Origin of the sequence: Arthrobacter zhaoxinii (genome assembly GCF_025244925.1) — a bacterium.
GTDB lineage: Bacteria > Actinomycetota > Actinomycetes > Actinomycetales > Micrococcaceae > Arthrobacter_B > Arthrobacter_B zhaoxinii.
This window is the reverse complement of sequence record NZ_CP104275.1, coordinates 3,330,187-3,354,004: the sequence shown is the minus strand read 5'-3', so window position 1 is coordinate 3,354,004 and position 23,818 is coordinate 3,330,187. Positions and strand designations below refer to the sequence as shown.

At 66.4% G+C, this 23,818-nt stretch carries 24 protein-coding genes; 14 read left to right on the top strand and 10 right to left on the bottom strand.

Translation table 11 applies throughout. The features are described 5' to 3' along the window. Window positions 1-213 precede the first annotated feature (213 nt). Window positions 214-1,194: an EamA family transporter gene (locus tag N2K95_RS15700; protein WP_260652308.1), complete on the top strand. Its 981-nt coding sequence runs from the start codon at window positions 214-216 to the stop codon at window positions 1,192-1,194. Window positions 1,195-1,492: 298 nt separating this feature from the next. On the opposite strand, the gene N2K95_RS15695 is transcribed toward N2K95_RS15700, so the two are convergent. Continuing rightward, window positions 1,493-3,034 (bottom strand): long-chain-fatty-acid--CoA ligase, encoded by a 1,542-nt coding sequence (locus N2K95_RS15695; protein WP_260652307.1) that lies wholly within the window; start codon window positions 3,032-3,034, stop codon window positions 1,493-1,495. Between the two features lie 124 nt (window positions 3,035-3,158). Here N2K95_RS15695 and N2K95_RS15690 point away from each other — a divergent pair, with 124 nt between their 5' ends. From N2K95_RS15690 to N2K95_RS15675, 4 genes are read left to right on the top strand one after another with little or no spacing between them, the layout of a single operon-like run. Beyond that, window positions 3,159-3,635 carry an RNA polymerase sigma factor gene (locus tag N2K95_RS15690; protein ID WP_407080096.1) on the top strand — a complete coding sequence of 159 codons (477 nt, stop codon included), beginning with the start codon at window positions 3,159-3,161 and terminating at the stop codon, window positions 3,633-3,635. Then, window positions 3,622-4,281: a methylated-DNA--[protein]-cysteine S-methyltransferase gene (locus N2K95_RS15685; RefSeq protein ID WP_260652306.1), complete on the top strand. Its 660-nt coding sequence runs from the start codon at window positions 3,622-3,624 to the stop codon at window positions 4,279-4,281. The genes N2K95_RS15690 and N2K95_RS15685 overlap by 14 nt, the downstream gene beginning before the upstream one ends. Next, window positions 4,278-4,961 (top strand): alpha-ketoglutarate-dependent dioxygenase AlkB family protein, encoded by a 684-nt coding sequence (locus tag N2K95_RS15680; protein ID WP_260652305.1) that lies wholly within the window; start codon window positions 4,278-4,280, stop codon window positions 4,959-4,961. Before N2K95_RS15685 ends, N2K95_RS15680 begins: the two co-directional genes overlap by 4 nt. Then, on the top strand, window positions 4,958-5,857 hold the full coding sequence (locus tag N2K95_RS15675; RefSeq protein WP_260652304.1) for a DNA-3-methyladenine glycosylase family protein: 900 nt from the start codon (window positions 4,958-4,960) through the stop codon (window positions 5,855-5,857). Before N2K95_RS15680 ends, N2K95_RS15675 begins: the two co-directional genes overlap by 4 nt. A gap of 23 nt (window positions 5,858-5,880) precedes the next feature. On the opposite strand, the gene N2K95_RS15670 is transcribed toward N2K95_RS15675, so the two are convergent. Further along, a complete protein-coding gene (locus tag N2K95_RS15670) occupies window positions 5,881-6,261 on the bottom strand; it encodes a DUF1304 domain-containing protein (protein ID WP_260652303.1) in 381 nt (126 codons plus the stop codon). 228 nt (window positions 6,262-6,489) lie between these two features. On the opposite strand from N2K95_RS15670, the gene pstS reads away from it, so the two are divergent. From pstS to N2K95_RS15655, 3 genes are all read left to right on the top strand, one after another. After that, entirely contained in the window at window positions 6,490-7,605 is a 1,116-nt protein-coding gene (gene pstS, locus N2K95_RS15665) for a phosphate ABC transporter substrate-binding protein PstS (protein WP_260652302.1), read from the top strand. Window positions 7,606-7,719: 114 nt separating this feature from the next. Then, a complete protein-coding gene (locus N2K95_RS15660) occupies window positions 7,720-7,920 on the top strand; it encodes a hypothetical protein (RefSeq protein ID WP_255791217.1) in 201 nt (66 codons plus the stop codon). Between the two features lie 91 nt (window positions 7,921-8,011). Continuing rightward, window positions 8,012-9,490, top strand: a complete 1,479-nt coding sequence (locus tag N2K95_RS15655; protein WP_260652301.1) for a mannitol dehydrogenase family protein — start codon at window positions 8,012-8,014, stop codon at window positions 9,488-9,490. Between the two features lie 22 nt (window positions 9,491-9,512). On the opposite strand, the gene N2K95_RS15650 is transcribed toward N2K95_RS15655, so the two are convergent. Then, complete coding sequence (locus N2K95_RS15650; RefSeq protein ID WP_260652300.1) at window positions 9,513-10,244, bottom strand: GAF and ANTAR domain-containing protein; 732 nt, start codon at window positions 10,242-10,244, stop codon at window positions 9,513-9,515. Between the two features lie 56 nt (window positions 10,245-10,300). Continuing rightward, complete coding sequence (locus N2K95_RS15645) at window positions 10,301-11,251, bottom strand: lantibiotic dehydratase C-terminal domain-containing protein (RefSeq protein WP_260652299.1); 951 nt, start codon at window positions 11,249-11,251, stop codon at window positions 10,301-10,303. A gap of 377 nt (window positions 11,252-11,628) precedes the next feature. Between N2K95_RS15645 and N2K95_RS15640 the strand changes: the two genes are divergently transcribed. The 4 genes from N2K95_RS15640 to N2K95_RS15625 all read left to right on the top strand — a co-directional run bounded on the left by N2K95_RS15640 (window position 11,629) and on the right by N2K95_RS15625 (window position 15,629). Further along, complete coding sequence (locus N2K95_RS15640; RefSeq protein WP_260652298.1) at window positions 11,629-13,176, top strand: sensor histidine kinase; 1,548 nt, start codon at window positions 11,629-11,631, stop codon at window positions 13,174-13,176. 55 nt (window positions 13,177-13,231) lie between these two features. Continuing rightward, window positions 13,232-14,377 (top strand): zinc-dependent alcohol dehydrogenase, encoded by a 1,146-nt coding sequence (locus tag N2K95_RS15635; RefSeq protein WP_260652297.1) that lies wholly within the window; start codon window positions 13,232-13,234, stop codon window positions 14,375-14,377. A gap of 15 nt (window positions 14,378-14,392) precedes the next feature. Continuing rightward, a complete protein-coding gene (locus N2K95_RS15630; RefSeq protein ID WP_260652296.1) occupies window positions 14,393-14,968 on the top strand; it encodes a hypothetical protein in 576 nt (191 codons plus the stop codon). A gap of 67 nt (window positions 14,969-15,035) precedes the next feature. After that, window positions 15,036-15,629 (top strand): DnaJ family domain-containing protein, encoded by a 594-nt coding sequence (locus N2K95_RS15625; protein WP_260652295.1) that lies wholly within the window; start codon window positions 15,036-15,038, stop codon window positions 15,627-15,629. Between the two features lie 3 nt (window positions 15,630-15,632). On the opposite strand, the gene N2K95_RS15620 is transcribed toward N2K95_RS15625, so the two are convergent. The 4 genes from N2K95_RS15620 to N2K95_RS15605 form a co-directional block, all read right to left on the bottom strand. Then, window positions 15,633-16,673 carry a hemolysin family protein gene (locus tag N2K95_RS15620; protein WP_260652294.1) on the bottom strand — a complete coding sequence of 347 codons (1,041 nt, stop codon included), beginning with the start codon at window positions 16,671-16,673 and terminating at the stop codon, window positions 15,633-15,635. After that, window positions 16,666-18,027 carry a hemolysin family protein gene (locus tag N2K95_RS15615; protein WP_260652293.1) on the bottom strand — a complete coding sequence of 454 codons (1,362 nt, stop codon included), beginning with the start codon at window positions 18,025-18,027 and terminating at the stop codon, window positions 16,666-16,668. Before N2K95_RS15615 ends, N2K95_RS15620 begins: the two co-directional genes overlap by 8 nt. 539 nt (window positions 18,028-18,566) lie before the next feature. After that, complete coding sequence (locus N2K95_RS15610; protein WP_255791520.1) at window positions 18,567-19,079, bottom strand: CarD family transcriptional regulator; 513 nt, start codon at window positions 19,077-19,079, stop codon at window positions 18,567-18,569. 293 nt (window positions 19,080-19,372) lie between these two features. Then, on the bottom strand, window positions 19,373-20,212 hold the full coding sequence (locus N2K95_RS15605; RefSeq protein ID WP_260652292.1) for a formate/nitrite transporter family protein: 840 nt from the start codon (window positions 20,210-20,212) through the stop codon (window positions 19,373-19,375). Window positions 20,213-20,395: 183 nt separating this feature from the next. Between N2K95_RS15605 and N2K95_RS15600 the strand changes: the two genes are divergently transcribed. Next, window positions 20,396-21,205, top strand: a complete 810-nt coding sequence (locus N2K95_RS15600; protein ID WP_260652291.1) for a DUF1295 domain-containing protein — start codon at window positions 20,396-20,398, stop codon at window positions 21,203-21,205. Window positions 21,206-21,489: 284 nt separating this feature from the next. Continuing rightward, complete coding sequence (locus N2K95_RS15595; RefSeq protein ID WP_260652290.1) at window positions 21,490-22,116, top strand: TetR/AcrR family transcriptional regulator; 627 nt, start codon at window positions 21,490-21,492, stop codon at window positions 22,114-22,116. 35 nt (window positions 22,117-22,151) lie between these two features. Here N2K95_RS15595 and N2K95_RS15590 read toward each other — a convergent pair whose 3' ends face one another. Together N2K95_RS15590 and N2K95_RS15585 are read right to left on the bottom strand one after the other, a co-directional pair. After that, window positions 22,152-23,309, bottom strand: coding sequence for an alpha-hydroxy-acid oxidizing protein (locus N2K95_RS15590; RefSeq protein WP_260652289.1), 1,158 nt, complete (start codon window positions 23,307-23,309; stop codon window positions 22,152-22,154). 204 nt (window positions 23,310-23,513) lie between these two features. Next, window positions 23,514-23,771 (bottom strand): hypothetical protein, encoded by a 258-nt coding sequence (locus N2K95_RS15585; protein WP_260652288.1) that lies wholly within the window; start codon window positions 23,769-23,771, stop codon window positions 23,514-23,516. Window positions 23,772-23,818 lie beyond the last annotated feature (47 nt).

Below are 23,818 nucleotides of genomic sequence, written 5' to 3'. Positions count from 1 at the left end.
CGGAGGAGCGAGACTAAAATTGGTCTGCGCGAATGATGGTGACAATTGTCACTACCCGCAGCCGTCGCAAGAATAGCTTCAGACCAGACGGATGGCAAGGGGCAGCAGCAAGTAATGCTGCTGCTGCCTTGAACCAGTTCGGCGCTCCGGGTAGCGTCGCCGTCGTACTCCCGGGACCGGGTCTCCCGGGCATCCACAAACCCAGGGAGATAGATGGCACCGGCACGGACGAACGCTGACCGTACGCTGCTGCGCCCGGGGGCCGCCGGCATTCTGGTGGCACTGGCATCGTCAGCGGTGTTCGGACTCTCCGGCTCCTTTGCGAAGTCGCTGCTGGAGACCGGTTGGAGCAGTACCGGAGCCGTGGCCGTTCGGATGCTCGGTGCCGCCCTGGTCCTGGCAGTTCCGGCCGCGGTTGCCCTGCATGGGCGTTGGAGCCAGGTTCGGGAGAACTGGCGCACCATTGTGCTTTTCGGTTTCGTCGGGGTGGCAGGGTGCCAGTTCTTTTACTTCAACGCGGTGGAGCGCCTGTCCGTGGGAGTGGCACTGCTGCTGGAATTCCTTGCCCCGGTGCTGATGGTCCTCTGGATCTGGCTGGCCACTCGCCGCCGGCCCGGGCTCCGCACCGTCCTCGGCACGGTGGCCGCCGTCGCGGGGCTGGTGCTGGTCCTTGACCTGGCCGGCAACACGCGCATCGACCCGGTGGGCGTGCTGTGGGGGCTCGCCGCTGCGGTCTGCCTGGCCAGTTATTTCTTCATCACCGCCAAGCAGAATGACTCCCTCCCGCCGTTGGTGCTGGCCACGGGAGGAATGCTCGTGGGCGGAGCCACCATGGCCGTGCTGGGGATGACCGGCATCCTGCCCCTGGCCTTCAGCACAGCCGACGTGGATCTGGGCGGCTGGCAGACGGCGTGGTGGGTCCCTCTGACGGGCCTGGTGCTGTTGTCCACCGTGCTGGCCTACGTCACCGGCATCATCGCGGCGCGGTCCCTCGGCTCGCGGGTGGCCTCGTTCGTGTCCCTGACCGAGGTGCTGTTTGCGGTCCTGTGGGCGTGGCTGCTGCTCTCGGAGCTGCCACGCCCGGTCCAGCTGGCGGGCGGGTGCCTGATCGTTGCCGGGGTTGTGCTGGTCCGCTCCGATGATCCTGCCGGGCTGCCGGGGGAGGCAGCGGCCGACGTCGAACCCTACGCCTAGCGAACACGTTCCCTACAAGGCACGTCACCAGGCTCCGGGTGTCCATTCAGCCGTTCGAGGGTCGCTGCAGATCGAGTCTGCAGCAATTACCTTTTTCCGACCGGAAATCAGTAAATCCTGCGGACTCGATGCAGGGAACGGTAAATCGTGCAGACTCGATGAACCCGCGGCCCCTCCAACGGCGCCGGAGGGGCCTGGAGGAAGGCGGCTTTAATATTCTCGCGAGCTCTGCGAGCGGAGAATTTCGTTGCCGCCGTTCCAGGCCCCGCAGGGGCCGTGCCCTGGGCCCCAGCGGACCCTAGACCCCGGGCGCTTCGGCCGCCAGGGGAGCGGGAACCTTGATTTCCCGCTTCAGGATCTTGCCCGTGGGCCCCTTCGGCAGGGCATCGGTCAGCTCGATGCGGCGCGGATACTTGTACGCGGCCAGCCGGTCCTTGGTGAACTGCTGGATATCCGCGATCAGCTCTTCCCGGGCGGCGTTGTCGGCGGGCGCGGCCTCTTCACGAAGTCCCACCACCGCAACGATCTCCTCGCCGTGCAGCGGGTCGGGAATGCCGATGACAGCAGCTTCTGCCACGGCCGGGTGCTCGTAGAGCACCTCTTCGATCTCCCGGGGATAGACGTTGTAGCCGCCGCGCAGAATGATGTCCTTCTTCCGGTCCACGATGAAGATGTTGCCGTCCTCGTCGAATCGGGCCAGGTCTCCGGTCCGGAACCAGCCGTCCGGAATGGCGGCGGCGGTGGCGTCGTCGTTCTTCCAGTAGCCCTTCATCACGCCGTCGCCGCGGACTGAGAGCTCCCCGACCTCGCCCACCGGCACGTCGTTGCCGTCCGGATCCAGCATCCGGACCTCCGTCCCCGCCACGGTTTTGCCGATGGAGCCGGGCCGGCGGTCGCCGCCGGGAACATTGAAGGAGACGATCGGCGAAGTCTCCGAAAGGCCGTAGCCCTCCAGGAGCTCGATGCCGAAAACCTCTTCGAACTCGTGCAGGATTTCCAGCGGCATGGCGGAACCGCCGGTGATGGCTCCGCGCAGGGATGACAGGTTGGTGCTCTTGACCGCCGGGTGGCGCAGCATACCCACGTACATGGTGGGCACGCCCTCGAAGATGGTGACGCCGTCACGCTCGATGATCTCCAGGGCCTTGCCCGCATCGAAACGCGGCAGCAGGCTGATGGAGGCCCCGGACAGCACTGACGAGTTCAGGGCTGCCGTCTGGCCGAACACATGGAAGAAGGGCAGTCCGCCGAAGTGGACATCCGTCTCCACGGTGTTGAGCAGGGACTGCGCCACATAGGCGTTGGTCAGCAGGTTGCGGTGGGTGAGGGCGGCACCCTTGGGCCGTCCCGTGGTTCCGGAGGTGTAGAGGATCACCGCGGTGTCCTGGTCATCCACCTCCGCTACGTCGGGGTGTGCCTCCGCACCGGCCAGCAGCTGCAGGAAGGCAGTCGAGTCCACGGAGACCACCTCGACCCCGCCGGCTTCTTCCGCCCCGGCGGCGACCTCGGCGGCCACTCCCTCCCAGGCGAAGGCAATCCGGGCGCCCGAATCCTGCAGGTGGTAGGCCACCTCGCGGGCCTTCAGCAGCGGGTTCATGGGGACGACGACGGCGCCGTGGCGCAGGGTGCCGTAGTAGAGGAACGCCATCTGCGGGATGTTCGGCATCACGAGTGCGACGCGGTCTCCGGGCTTCACGCCCCGGCTCGCGAGGAGGCCGGCAACCTTGGCGCTCATGGCATCGAGGGCGGCGTAGGAGATAACGGTGTCATCTAGTTTGAGGGCTGTCCGCTCCGGAAAGCGTGCCACCGTGTCGGTCAGGATGCCGGCGAGGTTGTGCATGGGGGTGATCTCCTTTGATCAGTGCGACGTAGAGGGAAGTCTAGCCACCGCCGCCGAACAGGAGAAACTTTCTTAACACGGCGGCTCACAAACGGCGCGCGGAAAACGTCTACCGTATGTGGAAGTGAAACCCTTTGAGCAGATTGTCCGCGAGCACGGCCCGGCCGTGCTGCGCGTCTGCCGTGCCGTTCTTGGGCCGGACGCGGCCGAAGATGCCTGGTCGGAAACGTTCCTCGCCGCCCTGGGCGCCTACCCGGACCTGCCCGAGGGCGCCAATGTCCAGGCCTGGCTGGTGACCATTGCCAAGCGGAAGGCCGTGGACCAGCACCGCTCCGCGGCCCGGAACCCGCTGCCGGTGAACGACATACCGGAACCTCCGCCGGCGGCAGCACCGGCGGATACCGACGGATTGTGGACGGCCCTGAAAACACTGTCGGTCCGCCAGCGCGAGGCCCTGGCCTACCACCACCTCGCCGGACTTCCGTACGCCGAAGTGGCCCAGCTGCTCGGCGGCAGCGAAGCCGCCTGCCGCCGGTCCGCGGCCGACGGCATCAAGAAACTACGCACCCTCTACGAGGAGGACCGCAATGGCATCCTATGATTCCGCCGGCGCCGGACCCGGCGGCACCGACACCGCCGCCGCCGACACCTCCGGCACCCGCCTCCTGGCGCCCGACCCCCGCGAGGCCGCGGTCCTGGCCGCCCTGCACACCCGCCTCGCCGCCGACGCGGAGCCGGCCGGGCTGCTGGACGTCGCCTACACAGTCATCGACAGCCCCGTGGGCCGGCTCATCCTCGCGGCCACCGACGCCGGCCTGGTCCGGGTGGCGTTCGAAGGTGAAGGGGTGGACACCGTGCTGCAGGACCTCAGCACCCGGATCAGCCCGCGGATCCTTGAGGCTCCGGGCCGCCTGGCCCGTCCCGCGGCCCAGCTCCGTGAGTACTTCGACGGCACCCGCCGCAGTTTCGACCTGGACCTGGACCTGCGGCTCACCGCCGGATACCGGCGGACCGTGGTCCAGACGCTGCAGCAGATCGGCTACGGACGCACCTCCACGTACGCAGGCATAGCCGCACTGACCGGAAACCCCGGCGCCGTCCGGGCCGTGGGCACCGCCTGCGGCCGCAATCCGCTGCCCCTGGTGATCCCCTGCCACCGGGTCCTGCGCTCCGACGGAACCACCGGCGGTTACCGCGGCGGTCCGGCCGCCAAGAAAATCCTCCTCGACCTGGAAGCCGCCGCATGAGCAACTCCCTTTTCCCCCGTGAACGATCCGAACCCGCCGTCGGCGCCGTCCACGTGCCGGGCTGGCTGCCGCCGGAGAAACAGCGGCAGATCGTGCAGGCCTGCCGGCAGTGGGCCATCGGCCCGGTGCCCATGCGCGCGGCCGTCCTCCCCGGCGGGCACACCATGTCCGTGCAGACCGTGTGCCTGGGGTGGCACTGGCAGCCCTATAAATACACGCGGACGGCGGACGACGTCGGCGGCGGCCGGGTCGCCGAACTGCCCGACTGGCTGATCGAACTGGGCCGCGACGCCCTCCGCGAGGCCTACCGGCAACCCGACGGCAGTTACGCCCGGGAGGACTTCCGGCCGGAGAACTACACCCCGGACACCGCGCTGATCAACTACTACGCGGAGGGCGCCCACATGGGCATGCACCAGGACAAGGACGAGAAATCCAGCGCCCCGGTGGTGTCCATCAGCATCGGGGATACCTGCGTTTTCCGGTTCGGCAACACCGAGACGAGAACCCGCCCCTACACCGACCTGGAACTGGAATCCGGAGACCTGTTTGTGTTCGGCGGCCCCTCCCGCTTCGCCTACCACGGCGTCCCGCGGACCCTGGCGGGTACGGCCGATCCGGAGTCCGGCCTGCCCGCGGGCCGGATCAACATCACGCTGCGCATGACCGGACTGTCATGACCGAAGTAGCGGCGGGTCGGCGGCTTTCACTGCCGCACCGCGGGCCCTTCGCCTGGGAACCGCTCGCCAGCGCGCTGCAGGCGCACGCGGTACCGGGCCTGGAACGGGTCACCCGGACCGACGACGGCGCCACCGTGGAGCGGCTGGTCGCGGGTTCCGCGGGTCCGGTCCCCGTGACGGTGCACATGGACGACGCCGGAGCGGTCCTCGAGCTGCCCGCCCTGCCTGACGCTCAGGAACCGTCGCTTGTCGCCTCGGTCCGGGCCTGGCTTGACCTGGACGCCGACCCGGGCGTGGTGGATCCGTTCCTCGCCGGCTTCGAGCTGCTGGAACCCCTGGTGCGGCGGCACCCCGGCCTGCGGGTGCCGGGGTCCACGGACGGCTTTGAGACCGGCGTCCAGACCGTCCTCGGGCAGCAGGTATCCCTGGCGGCCGCCCGGACCTTCGGCTCCCGGCTGGTTGCGGCCTTCGGGGAACCCGGACCCGGCGGATTAGCCGCCTTTCCGACGGCGGAGCGCCTGGCCGCGGTGCCGGCTGCCGACATCCAGTCCACCGTCCGGATCACGCATGCCCGCGCCCGGACCCTGTCCGCCCTGGCCCGGGCCGTGGCGGACGGGCTGCCGCTGCATTCCGGAGCGGATCCTGACGCCGTGCGCGCCGGCCTGCTGGCCCTGCCGGGGATCGGCCCGTGGACCGCGGATTATCTGGCCGTGCGGGTGCTGGGGGACCGCGACGCCTATCCGGCCGATGACCTGGTGCTGAAACGGGCCCTGGGCGTGGGAACCGGGCGGGAAGCAGCCCGGCTCTCACAGCCGTGGCGTCCGTGGCGCTCCTATGCCTTGTTCCACCTCTGGACCCGGGCCGCGTACGCGGTGCCGGCCGCCGTCGTCGGGTGATCGCCCGGCATCACTGCCGTCCTTCAGGTTCCGAGCAGTGAAAGGACGAGGGAAAGGGCGGCAGGAGCACCCTGGACCAGGGACAGCCGGGCCACTCTCCGGTCGCTGAGTACCAGGACCACCGAGGCGAGCAGCATGCAGGCCGTGGTGAAGGTCATCAGCGTCAGCCCGGCCACGGCGTTTCCGGCGAAGAGCAGGACCACGCCCAGCGCAGCTCCCACCGCCAGGAACAGGTTGTAGAACCCCAGGTTGTAGGCCAGCTGGGCAGTGGCTGCGGGGTTGGATCCCCGCAGAGCGAACACTTCGGCGGTGTCGGGTTCCGCCCAGCGCAGGGATTCGAGCATAAAGAAGTAGAACGCCACGGCTGCGGCGACGACGGCAAAGATGGCTGCGGCAATCAGCACGGGAGCTCCTCGGCTTTGCGCACGCGGAGCCGTCCCGGCGCCGGCGCAGCCGTAACGGTAACCTCCGCAGTGCCGTCAATGCTGTCAGTTGGCACCGCCGCCGCTCAAGGGGGAAGGCGGCTTTCAGTTGGCAGGCGGGGCCGATTGCCAGCTAGCCTTGAAAGAGCTGCCTTTTTGCAGACTACCTCCCGGCATGGACGCCGTAGCCGTTTCTTGGAAGGACACCCTGTGCGCCCAAACCGCCCCGCCCGTTCCCTGGCCACGGTGGTGCTGGCAACACTTGCCCTCACCGCCTGCGGATCCGACTATCCCCTCGGAGACGCCCAGCGCGAGGCCGCCGAGAACAGCACCTCCACCCTCAGCGGAGTACTTTCCGGTGCCGGGTCCAGTGCCCAGGGACCGGCAATGGATTCCTGGATTGCCGGCTTCGGAACGCTGCATCCCAAGGTCCAGCTGCAGTATTCCCCGGACGGCTCCGGCGCCGGGCGCAGCGCCCTGCTGGCCGGCGCGGTGAACTTCGCCGGTTCCGACGCCTACCTGCAGGAAGAGGAAATGGAGGACGCCAAGGCCGTCTGCGGCCCGGAAGGCGCCCTGGACATTCCCGCCTACATTTCCCCCATAGCCGTCGCCTTCAACCTTCCCGGCATCGAATCGCTGAACCTTGACGCCGACACCATCGCGCGGATGTTCCGCGGCGAGATCGAGACCTGGAACGATCCCGCCATCGCGGCGCTCAACCCGGAAACACAGCTGCCCGAGACCCGGATTACCCCGGTCAGCCGTGCCGATGACTCCGGCACCACCGAGAACTTCACCGAATATCTGCACGAAGTGGCGCCCGGGGCCTGGCCGGACGAGCCCTCCGGAACCTGGCCGGGAGGACTGCAGGGCGAGAATGCACAGGGGAGCTCCGGCGTCGTCAGCACCGTGACACGCACCGAGGGGGCCGTCACCTACGCCGACGACTCGGTGATCGACGATTCCATGGGCACCGCCAACCTGCTCGTCGGGACCGAATTCGTGCCGATCAGCGCCGAAGCGGCAAGCACCGCCGTCGAACAGTCCACGCGGGTCCCCGGACGCGGCGAACACGACATTGCGCTGCAGCTGGACCGACGGACCACGGCGCCCGGGGCCTACCCGCTGGTGCTGGTGTCCTACCAGATCTACTGCAGCTCCTACGAAGACGCCGACCTCGTCGAGCGGGTGCGGACCTTCGGCCAGTATGTGGTGAGCGAGGAGGGACAGCAGACCTCCGCAGAGGCAGCGAAGAGTGCCCCCATCCCCGCTTCCCTGGCCGAAGAGGCCCGTGAGGCGCTGGAATCGATCAGCGTCCGGGACTGAGTTTTTTCGGCTGCGGTGCTACTTTCCGGTAGCACCGCAGCTCTTTCGGTGCCCTCTTGCGCCCCCTCAGTGCCGGTGTCACCGTGGATTTACGCAACGCTGAAGGGGGCTGCTGTGGAACCTATCCGAATCGAACGCTGGTGGCCGTACCTGGACGGTTCGGCCAAGGACTGGTTGAGGCACAATCTCCGCCAGGACGGCCTGCCGCCCAAGGTCCAGGACCGGATTGCCGAGGCCGGCGGCCCCGTCATGGATCCCATCCTGGCCGAACCGGACTGGGTCTTTATTGAACTGGATGCCCAGGCCGTCGAGTGACGACGCCAAGTACGCCGCAGGACCGCTTTACCCGGGCGGCCGGGGCTGAATCTGGTAGCTTTAGCGGAATCCTTTGGCCTAAGGCGGCGTTATGACCAAGCTCAATGAAGAGTCCCTTCCCCATCTCCCGGCCTCCCTGTCCCGGCCCCTATATGACCGCTCCCGGCTGACCACCGGGATTGTCCACTTCGGCGTGGGCGGGTTCCACCGGGCACACCAGGCCATGTACCTGGACCGGCTGATGAACGAGGGCAAGGCCCTCGACTGGGCCATCTGCGGCGTGGGCGTTCTGCCGCAGGACGCCGCCATGAAAACCGTGATGGACAGCCAGGACTGCCTGTACACCCTGATGCTGAAGCACCCTGACGGTGTCCGCGAAGCCCGCGTGATCGGCTCCATCGTTGAATATCTGTTCGCACCCGAGGATCCCGACGCCGTTATCGAGAAAATGGCGGACCCGGCCACCCGCATTGTCTCCCTGACGATCACCGAGGGCGGCTACAACATCAGCGACACCACGGGCGAGTTCGACGCCGCGTCCGCCGGCGTCGCTGCGGACCTGCAGCCCGGCGCGGTTCCCGTGAGTGTTTTCGGCCTGGTGACCGAGGCCCTGCGCCGCCGACGCGACCGAGGGGTGGCACCGTTCGCGGTGATGTCCTGCGACAACGTCCCGGGCAACGGCGAGGTGGCCCGCAAGGCCTTTGGCGAATTCGCTCGGCTGCTGGATCCCGAACTGGGGGACTGGGTACAGGAATCCGTCTCGTTCCCTTCCTCCATGGTGGACCGGATCACCCCGGCGACAACCGACGCCGACCGTGCCCTGCTGTCGGAGGAATTCGGGGTGGAGGACGCCTGGCCGGTTATCGCAGAGGACTTCGAGCAGTGGGCCCTGGAAGACACGTTTCCCCAGGGCCGGCCGGCCTGGGAGGACGCCGGCGTGAACATGGCGGCCGACGTCGAACCGTATGAATACATGAAACTGCGTCTGCTGAACTGCGGCCATCAGGCCCTGGCCTACCTGGGCTATCTTGCGGGCTACCGATACGTACACGAGGCCGCGCGGGACCCGCAGATGGCACAGTTCCTCCTGGACTACATGGACCGGGAAGCAACCCCCACCCTCCTCCCCGTTCCGGGTGTCGATCTGGACGCCTACAAGAGAAGGCTGCTGGAGCGCTTCGGCAATGAACACGTCCGGGACACCCTCGCCCGGCTGTGCGCCGAAAGCTCCGACCGGATTCCGAAATGGCTGGTTCCGGTGGTCCGGGAGAATGTGGCCGCCGGCGGCGAAACCGCCAGGTCAGCCGCCATCATCGCTTCGTGGGCACGCTACGCCGAGGGCGTGGACGAAGCAGGTGAACAGATCCGGGTGGTCGATAACCGGCGTGACGAGGTGATGGCCGCGGCCGGCCGGAACCGGGAGGATCCGCTGGCTTTTATTTCGCAGGAGCACTTCTTTGCCAACCTGTCCTCCGACCCGGGGTTTGCACAGGAGTACCTGTCCGCCCTCGGAACCCTGCACCGCAGCGGTGCCCGGGCGGCCGTCGCCGCGCTGGTGGACAAAGCCTGACCGGACATCGTCCCGGGGGCGCCTAGTCGACGAAGTGCGTTTTCACAGTCTGCGCGGTTACGGACTGCACCACGCGCTCGGCTACGTCCCGGAGTTTCACGTTCCGGTTGCTGGAGGCACCGCTCAGGATCTCGAAGGCCGCTTCCTGGCTGCATTTGTTCTGCGCCATGACAATGCCCACGGCAACGTCGATGGTGGTCCTGGCTTCCATGGCCGCGCGGAGATGATCGGCTGTGCTCTTGTGCCGGGCGATCTGGACGGCCAGTTGCAGGGTGACTGCGGCCTCGGCGGCGAACGTTTCGGCAGACTGGACGATGTGCGGCGTGAAGTGGCCCGCGTCCCGGGCGTACAGGTTCAGTCCGGCACCGCCGTCGTTACCGAGGATAAGCGGGACGCCGAGGATGGAATGGAAACCGCGGTCCCGGATGGCGTCCGTATAGTCCGGCCACCGCGGGTCGGTGCGCACATCTTCCACCATGACGGTCCGCCCCGTCCGTGAGGCCCGCAGGCACGGTCCGTCTCCGAAGCCGTACTGGACTTCGTCCAGCGCCCGCGCCGCCTCGCTGCTGCTGGCCACGGTGGTGCCCTGTTTGTTCCGAAGCAGCGTCACCCCGGCCAGGACTTCGGCGTCGCTGCTGAAAAGTTCAGCCGCACGCGTGGCGAAGCCCTCGAGGAAGAGCTCCACCGACTCGGTCTGCAGAATTAGCTGCTGCAATTCAGCTGCAACGGAGTGTTGGTCCGCGGTTAGGCTCATACGCCGATTCTATCCTCGCCCGTCCCCGGCCCGCCGCCGCTGCCCCGGTCCCACGCTCAGGTGGCCTCCGCCAGCTCCACTTCCTTCTCCCGGCTCCAGGTGCGCGCATAAACCCCGATCAGTGCCTCCTGGCGAAGGGTGAATCCCAGCCGGTTCAACAGGCCGTGCGCCTGGAAAACGGTGAGGTGCTGGGCGCTGCGGCTGGCTCCGGCCTTGTCCGCCCGGTACAGGTAGGTGTCTATGGTCCGCAGCCAGCGCCTGCGCCAGTTCGTGACTGCGGATTCGGACGCCGTGGCCATCATCAGGCGGTGGACGGGCATCAACTGGGCCTGTGCCTGCGCCCCGGTGGCCTTCTGCACTCCGGCGGCCCGCGGGTCTGTTGCAGTGCAGCTGTGGAGATGGCTGTCCCAGTAGTACTCCCAGGAGACCCGACGACGGTCCGGCCAGGTGGACGCGCGGGGTCCCTTCATCATCGCGTAGGCGGAATCGAAGAGCAGGAGCGAAGCCAGGGCGGACCGGTTCTGCGCCTTCGCAAACCGTGCCGTTGCCCAGAGGCAGAGATCGGATGAAAGCTCGAAGACTTCTTCCGCGAGGGCAAGCCCGTCAACTCCGCCGTAGCGGGCCAGATCGGCTTCGACTGACGGCAGCAGGGCGTCCGTGCCGACGGTCCGGTCCAGCACCGGCTCGCTGAAATCATGCTCCACTGCGAGGCTGCGCACCGGATCTCCGGACTGTTCCTGCAGGGCTCCCAGCAGGGACTTGAGCCGCTCCAGGGTCTCCGGCGGGGCGAGCACGCGAAGCCGGACCTGAGCATTCGAGGGCTGCATGCGGCGGGTATAGAACCACCGCTGGGTTCCACACAGCCTTGCCTGGGCAATAAGGGGTGCCACGAGTTCACCAATGATCCGGTCGGCCAGTTCAAAACCACCGGCATCAATGGTCAGGTTCCACCACGCGAGGCGGGGGGACGGGCGGGCGGGGGTGCGGAGTACGGCTGGCTGGGTCATGGCCATCCTTTCGGTGCTGTTTCTGCTGGGCCACCCCACCGGAACGCCTCTTGCAGCGCGTCCCGGGATGGAAGTCTTTCCCACTTGGACGGCCGTGTCCACCACCGGAAGTTCCTCTCTGCCAAGACGCTCGGAACCCCGCCCGAAGTGCCCGATTGGTAGTAGTATCTCCAGGTCGCGCACCGGCATGCATCGGCGGGTGTGGGCCGGGCGGTGCGGACGGGTGTGCACACGGAGGAGCACAGGGAGCCCCGTCATATTGCGGCTTATTGCAAGCAGGCTGATAAATTCTTTGCCGGGCACAATGCGCAATCTGTATTAACAAATGCGGGTCCCCGGAAAAGTCCCTGACTATTTGTTCTTCCCAAAGGTCCGTTATGCCAATGTTTTCCCGCCGTTTTCCGCGCATCGGCCGGGAACGGACGCCTATTCCGGACTGGCCCACCCTGTTTCACCGCTCCCCGTCCGGCTATGTCCTGGTTTCCGGACGCGGCGTCATTCTGGAATCAAACTCCACTTTTGCAGTGTGGGCCGGCAGGAGCCGGAGTTCGCTGGCCGGAACTGCTTTTGCCGACCTGCTTTCATCGGGGGATCTGCCCGAGTACGAGCGATGGGGCGCGGCCCTGCCTGCCGGATCGCCGGCGAATCTGGAGGTGGACTTCAGGGGGCCGGACAATGCCAGGCTGCCGGCCTGGATTTCCGCGGTCCGGATGGACTCCCGCGGCAGTACCGTTGACCTGATCACCGTCTTTCCCGCGCCCCGTGACTGCCGGGATGAACGCCGCCTCGCTGATGCGCTGCAGCAGGCGGAAGCTGCCCGCGGCGCTGCCGAGCTGCGGGCCCAGCAGCGGGAGTCGCTGTTCAAGACGGTCCTGGACACCGTCGATGTCGGCGTGCTGGTGGTGGATGACACGGGTCGGGAAATCCTTGCCAACGCACGGATGGAAAGCAGCCGGACCCTCGTCTCCTCCGGTGAGTCCCTGGAATCCCACACCTTCGGGGGCGGGACGTGGCCGGTTTACGGGCCGGACCGGAAAACTCCGCTTCCGGACGAGCAGCGTCCCATCCGCAGGGCGATCTCCGGCGAGTCCTTTTCCGAACAGATTGTCTGGATCGGCACCGGCCGGGGGCAAATGGCAGTCAGCGTCAGCGCGCGCAGTATGCGGGACGGGGAAAACTTCAAGGGTTCGGTCCTGGCCTTTAGCGACGTTACCCAGCTCGTGCGTGCGCTGGCGGCGCAGGGTGAGTTTGTCGGGAATGTCTCCCACGAGCTGCGCACCCCGCTCACCTCCATCCTCGGCTACCTCGACATGGCACTGGAGCAGGAGGTGCAGCTGCCCGACGCCGTGGAGACAGCCCTGCAGACCGCCGTCCGGAACGCTGAACGGCTGCTGCAGCTGGTCACCGACCTGCTGTCCGTGGCCACCGGCAAGGATGCGTTGGAGCTGCGGGAGACGGACCTCGCCCCCGTGGTGAACGCCGCCGTGGATTCCTTCGGCCCCCGTGCCCGGATGAACGGTGTGGAGTTCGACGTCGAGGTGCCCGCGGATCTGAAGGCGACGGTGGACGGCGGGCGGATCCGGGAGGTGCTGGAAAACCTGGTCTCCAACGCGGTCAAGTACTCGCCCGAAGGCGGAAAGGTGCGGGTGCGGGCCTGGCGGCAGGATGAATCCGTGCTGATCGAGGTGGCAGACAACGGCATGGGCATGGCGCTTGAGGAGCAGGAGCAGGTCTTCACCCGGTTCTTCCGGTCAGGGCAGGCCCTCACGGCCGCCATTCCGGGGGCAGGGCTGGGGCTGGTGATCGCGCGCAGGATTGTGGAAGAACACGGCGGAAGCATCAGCTTCAGCAGCACGGCCGGGCAGGGAACAGTCTTCAGTGTGACGCTTCCGGCGGCAGCACCGGGTACGGGCTTGCAAAGTTAGTAAGTCTGCTTATCGTTAAGGGGCCGGATCCGACTCCAGACGAGGAGGCAGCCCAGTGCGAGCGATGGTGTACCGAGGACCCTACAAAGTCCGGGTCGAAGAAAAGGACATGCCGCCCATTGAGCATCCCAACGATGCCATTGTTCGGGTCACCCGGGCGGCCATCTGCGGCTCCGACCTGCACCTGTACCACGGCCTGCTGCCCGACACCCGGGTCGGAATGACCTTCGGCCATGAGTTCATCGGCGTTGTCGAGGAGGTAGGGTCCTCCGTGCAGAACCTCAAGGCCGGCGACCGGGTGATGGTCCCGGCCAACATCTACTGCGGGTCCTGCTACTTCTGTGCACGCGGGCTCTACTCGAACTGCCACAACGTTAACCCCAACGCCACGGCCGTGGGCAGCCTCTACGGGTATTCACATACCACCGGCGGGTACGACGGCGGCCAGGCCGAATTCGTGCGGGTCCCGTTCGCCGACGTCGGACCCTCCATCATCCCCGACTGGATGGACGAGGAAGACGCCCTCATGTGCACCGATGCGCTGGCCACCGGCTACTTCGGGGCCCAGCTGGGGGACATCGTGGAGGGCGACACCGTGATTGTCTTCGGCGCCGGACCGGTGGGGCTGTATGCCGCAAAATCGGCCTGGCTGATGGGGGCCGGCCGGGTCATCGTCATTGACCACCTGGACTACCGGCTGGAAAAGGCGCGGACCTTCGCCCACGCCGAGACCTACAACTTCACCGAGTATGACGACATTGTGGTCCAGATGAAGAAGACCACCGATTTCCTGGGTGCCGACGTCGCAATCGATGCGGTGGGCGCCGAGGCGGACGGTAGTTTCCTCCAGCACGTCACGGGGACGAAGCTCAAGCTGCAGGGCGGATCCCCGGTGGCGCTGAACTGGGCCATCGACTCGGTGCGCAAGGCCGGAACCATCTCCGTGATGGGTGCCTACGGGCCGGTTTACAGCGCCGTGAAGTTCGGCGACGCCCTGAACAAGGGCCTGACGCTGAACATGAACCAGACCCCGATGAAGCGGCAGTGGCCGCGCCTGTTCGAGCACATCAAGGCCGGCTACCTCAAGCCCCACGAGATCATCACGCACCGGATTCCGCTGGAACACATTGCCGAGGGCTATCACATGTTCTCCGCGAAGCTGGATAACTGCATCAAGCCCGTCATCATCCCCGGTTCCTGAAGGAAGGATTCCGCAATGGCCTATACCCCGCAAAAGCCGTCCCGAACCCCCACGAGCGAGGAACTGCGTGCGCGGATTCCGGGCTGGGGTGCCGACCTTGATCCCCGGGACCGTCCCGCAGTGCCCAAGCTGCAGTTTGACCCGACCCGCAGCGGTGCCCACTGGGAATTCCCGGAGCGCCAGGAGGAAAAGTATCCGCGCGAACGGTCCATTGAGCACAAGTTCCTCACGCCCGTGTTCGGCACCGCGTGCCCGCCCAAGGGACTGTCCGGCGTGATGCGCCGCTACGCCTACCGCCGGTTCAGCGAAGCCCGCACCGCGCACTGGCTGATCCTGCTCGCCGCGGACCGGGTGGACGCCGCGGAGAGCCACCTGGTCTCCTTTGCGACCCTGCACCCGGACAACCCCATCACCGAGACCGGTGTGCTGAGCGAGTTTTCCCGCCACGGGTACTCCTCCCGGGTGGGCCGGAAGCGGGCGGACGTGAATCATCAGTGGATCGATCCGATCATCGTCGGCGGCCCCTGGCTGCTGGCCGGTGCCGGGGCGGCCACCGCCGTCGGCGCGGTGGTGCGGCGGCTGCGGAAGTAGTCCGGAATACCGGCGGGGTGCCGGCCTGTTGGAATCCATAACGGGACGGCTTAGGCGGTAGGAGACCATGGACGGCAGAGGCGTAGAGCAGTACCGGCGCAGGATGGAACGTGCAGCCCGGCTGAGGGCGGCCGCGTCCGGGGGCGGGCTGGACGAGGAGGACCTGGAACGGGCCGCGGCGGAGGACGAGCTGCAGCACAAGCGGCGGAAGGTCGACGACGCCGCCAAGGCCGACTACCTGATCCGCGACGCGATGGCACGGGGCGACTTCGACAATTTGAAATACGCCGGCAAACCTTTGCCGAACCTGGGCGACGGCCATGATCCGGACTGGTGGATCAAGGGGCTGATGCAGCGCGAGAACGTCACCGGCCTGGGTCCTCGAGCCATCCTGCTCCGCACCGAGGACGCCGAACTCGACGCGCGGCTGGACACGCGGTGGACCGAAAAGCAGGTCCGGGAGATCGTGGAGGATTTCAATGCGCGGGTCATTGATGCACGCCGCCAGCTGGAAGGCGGTCCGCCCGTCGTCACGCGCACCCGAGACGTTGAAGTGGAAGTGCAGCGCTGGCGGGAACGGAAGGCGGCGGCAGCTGAAAATGAAGCCGCCGCCGCTCCGGAACCGGAGCAGCGGCGGCCTTGGTGGAAACGCTTTCGCTAGGCGTCAGACGGTGGTGGCGTCGTGGACTTCGCCCACCAGCTCTTCGATGATGTCCTCGAGGAACAGCACGCCCGTGGTGTTGCCCTTGGCGTCGAAGACCCGTGCCACGTGGGCACCGGTGCGGCGCATGGTGGCCAGGGCGTCCTCAAGGTCGCTGCCCCGGTAGGCCGAGGCCAGGCGGCGGATCCGCTTGGGCGGGACCGGCGCGGCGAACTCGTCCGGCGTAGTCAGGTCCATGACGTCCTTCAGGTGAAGGTAGCCGTCGGGGTCGCCGTCGTCGTTGGTAAGGATGTACCGCGAGTAGCCGTGGGCGTCCACGGCCTGCTGCAGGTCCGCGGGGGCCGCGGTTTCGTGCAGCAGCACCATCTGGCTGATGGGAACCTCGACGTCGGCCACGGTCTTCTCCGTGAACTCGAACGCGGCCGTCAGGGTGCCGCTGCTGTCCGAGAGGACCCCGTCACGGGTGGACTGCTCCACGATGTTGGCCACCTCGTCCAAGGTGTAGGCGCTGGTGGCTTCGTCCTTGGGCTCTACCTTGAACAGGCGCAGGACACCGTTGGCTATGCCGTTCAGGGCCCAGATGACCGGACGGACAATGCGGGACACCATGACCAGGGGCGGAGCCAGCAGCAGTGCGGCGCGGGTGGGCACGGAGAACGAGATGTTCTTCGGCACCATTTCCCCCACCACCACGTGCAGGAACGTCACCAGCAGCAAGGCCACTACGAACGCGATGATCCCGATGGCGTCTGCAGACAGCGGAGTCAGGCCCAGCGGGATCTCCAGCAGGTGGTGGATGGCCGGTTCCGAGACGTTCAGGATGACCAGGGAACAGACAGTGATGCCAAGCTGGCTGGTCGCCAGCATCAGCGTGGCGTGCTCCATGGCCCACAGCGTGGTTTTCGCGGCCTTGCTACCGGCTTCGGCCTTGGGCTCAATCTGGGACCGGCGGGCCGAGATGACGGCGAATTCAGCGCCGACAAAGAACGCGTTGACCACCAGCAGCACTACGAGCCAGATGATTCCGGGCAGGTATTCACTCATGGGTCAGTTCCTTGGTCAGCGAGTCGACAATGCGGTCATGGGCGCTCACCGGGGTTTCCGATGATCCCGACGGGGTGAAGCACAGGCGTTCGATGTGGTTTCGGACCACGCGCTCCACGCGGAGGGTGCCGCCCTCGATTTCCACTTCGTCGCCCAGCTCCGGCAGCCGGTCCAGTTCGTCCGTGACAAAGCCGGCGATGGTGTCATATTCCTCGCCGTCGGGAACCTCGACGCCGGTGCGGTCGAGGAGTTCGTCCGGCCGCAGCGCGGCGTCGAACGTGATGGCGCGCCCCGTGCGGACGACGCCGACGCGTGCGCGGTCGTGTTCGTCCTCGAGTTCGCCGACAATTTCCTCCACAAGGTCTTCGAGCGTCACGATTCCGGCAGTGCCGCCGTGTTCGTCGGAGACGATGGCTACCTGCAGGCCCTGGGCCCGCAGCAGTCCCAGCAGGGTGTCAACGCCCATGGACTCGGGTACGTGCAGCGGTTCCACCATGAGGTCTGCGGCGGTGACGGAGGCGCGTGCAGCCAGCGGGACGGCGAAGGCCTGCTTGAGGTGCAGCACGCCCAGGACGTCATCCGAATCGCGTCCGATCACGGGGAAGCGGGAATAGCCGGTTGCTGTGGCAACGGCCACCACCTGCTCGGCGGTATCGGACTCGTGGACAGTCCGCATACGCACGCGGGGCGTCATGACGTCCGCCGCGGAGTGCTCGGCAAAGCGCAGGGTCCGGTTCAGCAGCACGGCGTGGTCCAGGTCCAGCACGCCTTCCAGTGCGGATCGGCGAACCAGGGAGCTGAGCTCTTCGGCACTGCGGGCGCCCGAGAGTTCTTCCTTGGGTTCGATCCCGAAGGACCGGATGATTGCGTTGGCCGTGTTGTTGAACAGCAGGATCACGGGCTTGAACACCGTGGTGAAGAGGGTCTGGAAAGGCACCACGAGCTTCGCCGTGCCCAGGGGGAGGGCCATGGCAAAGTTCTTGGGTACCAGCTCACCGATGATCATCGAGAACACCGTGGCGAGGAAAATGCCGATGACGGCACCGATTCCCGGCACCATCCCCTCGGGAAGGCCCAGCGTGGTGAGCGGGGAGCGCAGCAGCGAACTAATCGCCGGCTCAAAGGTGTACCCGGTCAGCAGCGTGGTCAGGGTGATGCCGAGCTGCGCGCTGGAAAGGTGCGTGGAGGTGATCTTCAGCGCGTTGATCGTTGGAGTCAGGCGTTTCTCGCCCTTGTCGCGCCGGGCCTCGAGCTCCGCACGGTCCAGATTGACGAGGGAAAACTCGGAGGCGACAAACAGTCCGGTGCCGACGGTGAGGAGCAAACCTACGCCGACCATGAGCCATTCATACATGGGGCTGCCCCTCTCTCGTGATTGCCGGTGCAGCCGGGGTGAACACAGTCTGCACGTCGGTCAGGACGGGGAGGGGCATGGGTTTATGTGAGGGAGGGTCATCCATAGTCCAAGAAATAATACAGGAAGCCCCTGTGCGCGATTCCAAGGTTCTTATCAGGAAGCGCGTCTCCGGGCCGGTCCGGCTACCAGCTTCCCTGGTCGTATCTATACGTCGGCTCGTGGTTGGTGGACCCCGCGACCCGGTGCTGGCGCACCAGGCAGAACGGGTCATAGATTTCGATCCCCAGCCGGCCGGTGCCCGGCACAGGCTGGCAAAAACACGTACAGGGAAAGTTCACGGGCGCCTTTCCGGGCCCAGGCATCAAGGCCCTCGAAGTTCTCTGGATCCGCAGCGGGAGCTTCCGCTAAAGGCGGAAACTGTCCTACTTTCCTTGATACAACGCCACCCCGCGTTGATCCAAAACGGGGATTTCCTTGCCTCCCCGCACTTCCGGCGGCTGTGGCCGCGTGCTCCGAAGCGCGGGGAGGCAGCGGGATTAGCTTGTGGCGAGTTCCGGCTCGCCGGCCGTTTCCATCAGCACGGAATCAAGCAGGTCGCCTGCATCTTCCAGGGAAGAGGAACGGGCCAGTGCAAGTTCGGAAACGAGCAGCTGGCGGGCCTTCAGCAGCATCCGCTTCTCTCCGGTGGACAGCGGGTGGGTCCGCTCGCGGCACCACAGGTCACGGACAACTTCGGCAATCAGGTGCAGCTCGCCGGTGGACATCTTGCCTTCGTTGGCTTTGAAACGGCGGGACCAGTTGTCGGGTTCCATCCCCACCGGCCCGCGCAGCACGGCAAACACGGCCTGGACGCCGTCGTCGTTGATGACGGCGCGTACCCCCACGTCTTCGGCGTTGTCTGCCGGGAGCTTGATCGTCAGCTCAGTGGCATGGACGCGGAAGGTCAGGGTTTCCCGCTCCACCCCCTTGACGGTCATGGGTGAAATATCTGTCACGGTAACGGCGCCGTGGTGCGGATACACCAGGGTCTGTCCGACGGTGAAAATCAAAATGACGTCCCTCTGTTCAATGGTTCCGAGCATGCTTTTAGAAGCGGGCTCCCAAGACCGCTTGGACCTGTCCATGCCGGTCACGAGCGAAGGGTGACGGCCGGGCGGGCGGGCAATAGAGAAGGAGTCAATTTCCAGGCGAGGGGAGCGGATAGTGCTCAGGAGGTTGACGGATTCGTCAATGACTGTCCGGCCTCCGGTCCCGCGCTGTTCAGCCAGTTTATCCTCCCTGCGCAAGTACCCCTTCTCAGCACCGCTCAGCGGTGGTCAATCCCACCGGCATCGGGTCCGTCTCAGGCGTCCCTGCGGGCGGCGTCGGGGTCCTCGGGTGCCTCCCGGCGCCGCTGTGCCACCAGTTCCTTGGTGCGCACCAGCCGCAGTGCCGTGACAAGCACCAGCCCGCCGAGCATATTGAAGAGCAGGGTGTAGCCGAACCAGCCCAGCCATTCCAGGTACGTGATTTCCGCGCCGGAAACAATGGCGCCAAAGATCAGCAGGGAATCCAGGATCGAGTGGAAGAGCTGCAGCCCGGCGAGCAGGAAACCGCCGATTACGGTCGCCACGATCTTGGCCGGGTCCGAGGAGGTTCCCTGCTGCATGCGGCTCATCAGAGTGATGGTGCTGCCGCCCAGGACGGCCAGTGCAACGGTCTGGAGCGAAAAGGGCGCCTCGGTGAAGTGCGACGCCGATGTGGCGACGGTGGGCGCCCACTGCGGAAAGGCCTGCATCACAATCCACATGAAGATCCAGCCGCCTGCCAGGTTGGCCAGCAGGGTTCCGCCCCACAGCTTGGCCAGCGACTTAACGCTTCCCTCCTTGGCGGCGACGGCGGCAACCGGCATCAGGAAGTTCTCCGTGAACAGTTCGCTGTGGGCCAGGAACAGGGCAATCAGGCCGACGCTGAAGGCCAGGCCGGCCAGCAGATGGTCCCCGGTTTGATGCATCACGGCCAGATAGGCCATCACGCCCAGGCCAACCTCCATGCCGCCGAACAACCCGGTCACCAGGATGGTCCGGAAAGTGCGGTGCAGCCGTTCTGCGCCTTCCGTCACCGTGTTGTCGAAGGATTCCTTCAGTTCATCCTCCACCGGTGCTGAGGATTCTCCGATTTCGCTGCGGCGTTCCTCGCTCATGGCGTCCTTTCGGGTGCATGGATGCTGTGTGCGTACCTTTGCAACCATAAGCCTGCGGGGAACGGCGCCCGGGCATTGCCCCGAGCCATAGACAGGTGCAGGGCCCCGATCAACCTGCGGCGCAACACCGCCTCCTGCTCTGCGGGGGTCCCGCCGGCAGGAAACCAACCGTATCCTCCAAGCATGGACCCGGTCCGCGTCTGCTTGGAGATATTTGCCGCCACCTGCGCCGGCACCTGGGTGCTGTCGCTGGCCACCCGTGAATACTCCTGGACGGACCGCATTTGGTCCGTAACTCCCGTGGCCTACCTGTGGGTCTTCGCAGCGGCGTCCGACGGCGACCCCCGGGTAACCCTGATGGCGGTCCTGGTCACCCTCTGGGGTGCCCGGCTGACGTTTAACTTTGCCCGCAAGGGCGGGTACGCCCCCGGCGGCGAGGATTACCGCTGGGGCATCCTCCGGCGCCGATTGAAGTCCTGGCAGTTCCAGGCCTTCAACCTGCTGTTCATCAGCGTCTACCAGAACTTCATTATCTGGGTGATGACTCTTCCGGTGCTGACCGCCTATCACCATCCCGGGCCGCTCACCGGCTGGGACTGGCTGCTGGCGCTCCTGTTCCTGGCTGCGTTGGCCGGGGAAACGCTCGCGGACCAGCAGCAGTGGAATTTTCAGCAATGGAAAAAGGCCCTCCGGACTGCCGGCCGGACCCCCGCCGTCGATTTCCTGCAGACCGGGTTGTTCCGGTACTCGCGCCATCCGAACTTCTTTTTTGAACAGGCGCAGTGGTGGCTCTTCTACGGGTTCGCCGTTACCGCCTCGGGTGCCTGGCTGCATTGGACGCTCGCCGGGCCGGTCCTGGTGACGCTGCTCTTCGCCGGTTCCACCGCCTTTACCGAGAGCATTTCCCAGGCGCGCTACCCCGATTACGCCGGGTACCGGCGTCGGACCTCACCGATCATTCCGCTTCCCCCTCGACTGGGTCGGAAGCACTAGGACGGACGGGAGGGGGCGTAACTGTCTGCTCGGTCACATTCGAAACTTTTGGGAATGGAAAGTTCTTCTACAGGTGTTGAATAAGGCAGGATAGAAACGAACCTGTTGGAGAGAGCTGCAGCTTCTCCAACGGTACGGAATTCATCGTCGACGGCGGCGAGACCGCCGGCCTGGCCAACCACCAGGCCTGCGACAACTAAAAGCTTGCGGCGTCCCCCAGCGTCGCGGCACGGAAGGGCTTCGCTTCGGCGGGGCCCTTCCGTGTATCTGAGAAGATAAGTTCCATGCCCGGTCTGCACCACCCCAAGCCGCCACGGCGCCCATCCTCCGACGAGCCGAGGATGACCCGTACCCGGGACGCATTGGAGGCGGGCCTGTGGGAACTGCTGCGGGACCACGAATTGGCGGATATCAGTGTTGCCGCGCTCTGCCGGCAGGCCGGAGTGCACCGCACCACCTTCTACGGCCACCACCGGAACATTTTCGATTTCGCCGGGTCCGTGTACGCGGGTGTCGTGGACCGGTTGGGCACGATCGAACTGGACCAGCGCGGCACTGGCCGGACGATCGCGGAGATCGGGGATCTGTACGTCGAGTCCATCCGGCAGATCCTGCAGCACATCAAGGCGGAACAGCGGGTCTACCGGGCGCTGTTCCACACCGAGACCTTCCTCGCGATCCTTGCCGACCAGCTAAACGCGCGGATTCTCCTGGCACTGCATGTCTGGCAGGCGCACAAGGTGCCGCCGGCCCTGGACCTGGAGGCGACCGCCGCTTTCCTCGCCGGCGCCTACGCCTCCTGGTTCGAGCAGTGGGTGGCCAGCGACGACGACGACGTCGAGGCCCGGCTGGCCTCGCTGCGTTACCTGCTCCCGTGCTGGTGGCCGAGGGACGGCTTCCCCGAGGCGTAGGGCCCCGCCGCTAAGTCTCTCCAGCGGGCAGCCGCCTAGAGGCGGTGCAGGCTGCCCCGCAGCGAATCCAGGTCGGGGTAGCCGTTGACCGCCATGGTCAGGTCCGCTTCCGCGAGCAGGCTGCGCATGACATGGGTGATTCCCGCCTGCCCGCCCGCCGCCAGACCGTAGACATAGGGCCGGCCGATGCCCACGGCCGTCGCGCCCAGTGCCAGCGCCCGCAGCGCATCCACCCCGGACCGCACGCCCGAGTCGAAGAGCACGGGTGCGCCGCCGGCGGCTTCGACCACGCCGGGCAGGCAGTCGATCGCAGGGATTCCGCCGTTCGCCTGCCGCCCGCCGTGGTTGGAGCAGTAGATTCCGTCCATGCCGCCGTCGAGCGCCCGCCGCGTGTCCTCCGGGGAGCAGATTCCCTTGAGCACAATCGGCAGGGAGGTCAGCGAACGGAACCACTCCAGGTCCTCCCAGGTCATGGTGGGGTTGCCGAACAGCGAGGCCCAGAGCATCACCGCAGCCGCAGGGTCGGTTGAGCCCTGCTCGGCGAGGAGCTTGCGGAAGCGGTCGTCGGACAGGTAATTGGCGAGGCACTGTCCGGTGAGCATCGGCAGGTAGGCGGCGCTGAGGTCCCGGGGCCGCCAGCCGTTCACCCAGGTGTCCAAGGTGATGACGATGCCGGAGTAGCCGGCCGCTTCCGCGCGGTGCACCAGGGACTCGGCGAGCTCCCGGTCCGCCGGCGGGTAGAGCTGGAAGAAGCCCGGCGTTTCACCGGCTGCCGTCCGGACTTGTTCCAGCGGAGCCTGCGAGAGGGTGGATGCCACCATCGGCATGCCCAGCTCCGCGGACGAGGCAGCGGTGGCCAGGTCGCCGTCGTCGGTCACTGCGCCGAGCACCCCCACCGGTGCGAAGAACAGGGGAGAAGGCAGCGCGTGTCCGAACAGGTTGATGCCCATGCTGCGCTGCGCGGCTCCCACCAGCATGCGCGGCATGATGCCCAGCCGTTCAAAGGCGGCGACGTTGGCCCGCTGGGTGTACTCGTTGCCCGCACCGCCTGCCACGTACCCCAGGATTCGGGGGTCCATCCGGCTTTTGGCCAGTTCCTCCATGGCTGCGGAGTCCATCGGCAGGTCCGGCAGGACACCCCGGGCGCCGTTCATGTAGATGCCAAGCTGATAATCGCCGTAGTTCATGCCCATGGAGGTTCCACCTTTTCCTGCCGGCCGCTGTGCCGGATTTCCGCTTTGCCCGGAATGCTACCCCTGCGGGTGCGGATCACCCGGCCGACCCGCGCTGTTGTTCCTTCCGTCGTACCGTTACGCGCCACAGCGGCCACCGGTCCACCTGGTAGATCACCGTTGCGTCATGACAAGGACGGGTAGGGCGGGAGTCCGGGATCCGATTTAGGCGGGTTTCTTTGACCCGGGGGCGGCGGCCAGGAGTGAGTTGATGTCGGCTTCCGAGCGGGGCGATCCCAACTGCTGCCTCAGCGACGGAGTGCCCAGCAGGTGGTTGAGGGCGTAGGCGGAGCTGTGCGGCTCGACACACGGCACATCGGTGATTGCCAAGGTGCCGGTGAGGAAAGCTAGCTCGGGCTCCTGGTCCAGGTGCCAGGGGAGAAGGTCCGCCTGCAGTACGTCCTTTCCCTCAGAGGCGACCACCCGGAACCCCCGGACCGCGTCCCACGGAAGCGAGAGTTTTTTTCCTT

Bases quoted from the DNA above. Each gene is read 5' to 3' on its own strand.
- N2K95_RS15615 (WP_260652293.1), bottom strand. From the start codon at position 18,027: ATGTATGAATGGCTCATGGTCGGCGTAGGTTTGCTCCTCACCGTCGGC.
- N2K95_RS15605 (WP_260652292.1), bottom strand. From the start codon at position 20,212: ATGAGCGAGGAACGCCGCAGCGAAATCGGAGAATCCTCAGCACCGGTG.
- N2K95_RS15695 (WP_260652307.1), bottom strand. From the start codon at position 3,034: ATGCACAACCTCGCCGGCATCCTGACCGACACGGTGGCACGCTTTCCG.
- N2K95_RS15675 (WP_260652304.1), top strand. From the start codon at position 4,958: ATGACCGAAGTAGCGGCGGGTCGGCGGCTTTCACTGCCGCACCGCGGG.
- N2K95_RS15645 (WP_260652299.1), bottom strand. From the start codon at position 11,251: ATGACCCAGCCAGCCGTACTCCGCACCCCCGCCCGCCCGTCCCCCCGC.
- N2K95_RS15620 (WP_260652294.1), bottom strand. From the start codon at position 16,673: ATGAGTGAATACCTGCCCGGAATCATCTGGCTCGTAGTGCTGCTGGTG.
- N2K95_RS15680 (WP_260652305.1), top strand. From the start codon at position 4,278: ATGAGCAACTCCCTTTTCCCCCGTGAACGATCCGAACCCGCCGTCGGC.
- N2K95_RS15640 (WP_260652298.1), top strand. From the start codon at position 11,629: ATGCCAATGTTTTCCCGCCGTTTTCCGCGCATCGGCCGGGAACGGACG.
- N2K95_RS15590 (WP_260652289.1), bottom strand. From the start codon at position 23,309: ATGGGCATGAACTACGGCGATTATCAGCTTGGCATCTACATGAACGGC.
- N2K95_RS15600 (WP_260652291.1), top strand. From the start codon at position 20,396: ATGGACCCGGTCCGCGTCTGCTTGGAGATATTTGCCGCCACCTGCGCC.
- N2K95_RS15700 (WP_260652308.1), top strand. From the start codon at position 214: ATGGCACCGGCACGGACGAACGCTGACCGTACGCTGCTGCGCCCGGGG.
- N2K95_RS15625 (WP_260652295.1), top strand. From the start codon at position 15,036: ATGGACGGCAGAGGCGTAGAGCAGTACCGGCGCAGGATGGAACGTGCA.
- N2K95_RS15630 (WP_260652296.1), top strand. From the start codon at position 14,393: ATGGCCTATACCCCGCAAAAGCCGTCCCGAACCCCCACGAGCGAGGAA.
- N2K95_RS15595 (WP_260652290.1), top strand. From the start codon at position 21,490: ATGCCCGGTCTGCACCACCCCAAGCCGCCACGGCGCCCATCCTCCGAC.
- N2K95_RS15650 (WP_260652300.1), bottom strand. From the start codon at position 10,244: ATGAGCCTAACCGCGGACCAACACTCCGTTGCAGCTGAATTGCAGCAG.
- N2K95_RS15655 (WP_260652301.1), top strand. From the start codon at position 8,012: ATGACCAAGCTCAATGAAGAGTCCCTTCCCCATCTCCCGGCCTCCCTG.
- N2K95_RS15685 (WP_260652306.1), top strand. From the start codon at position 3,622: ATGGCATCCTATGATTCCGCCGGCGCCGGACCCGGCGGCACCGACACC.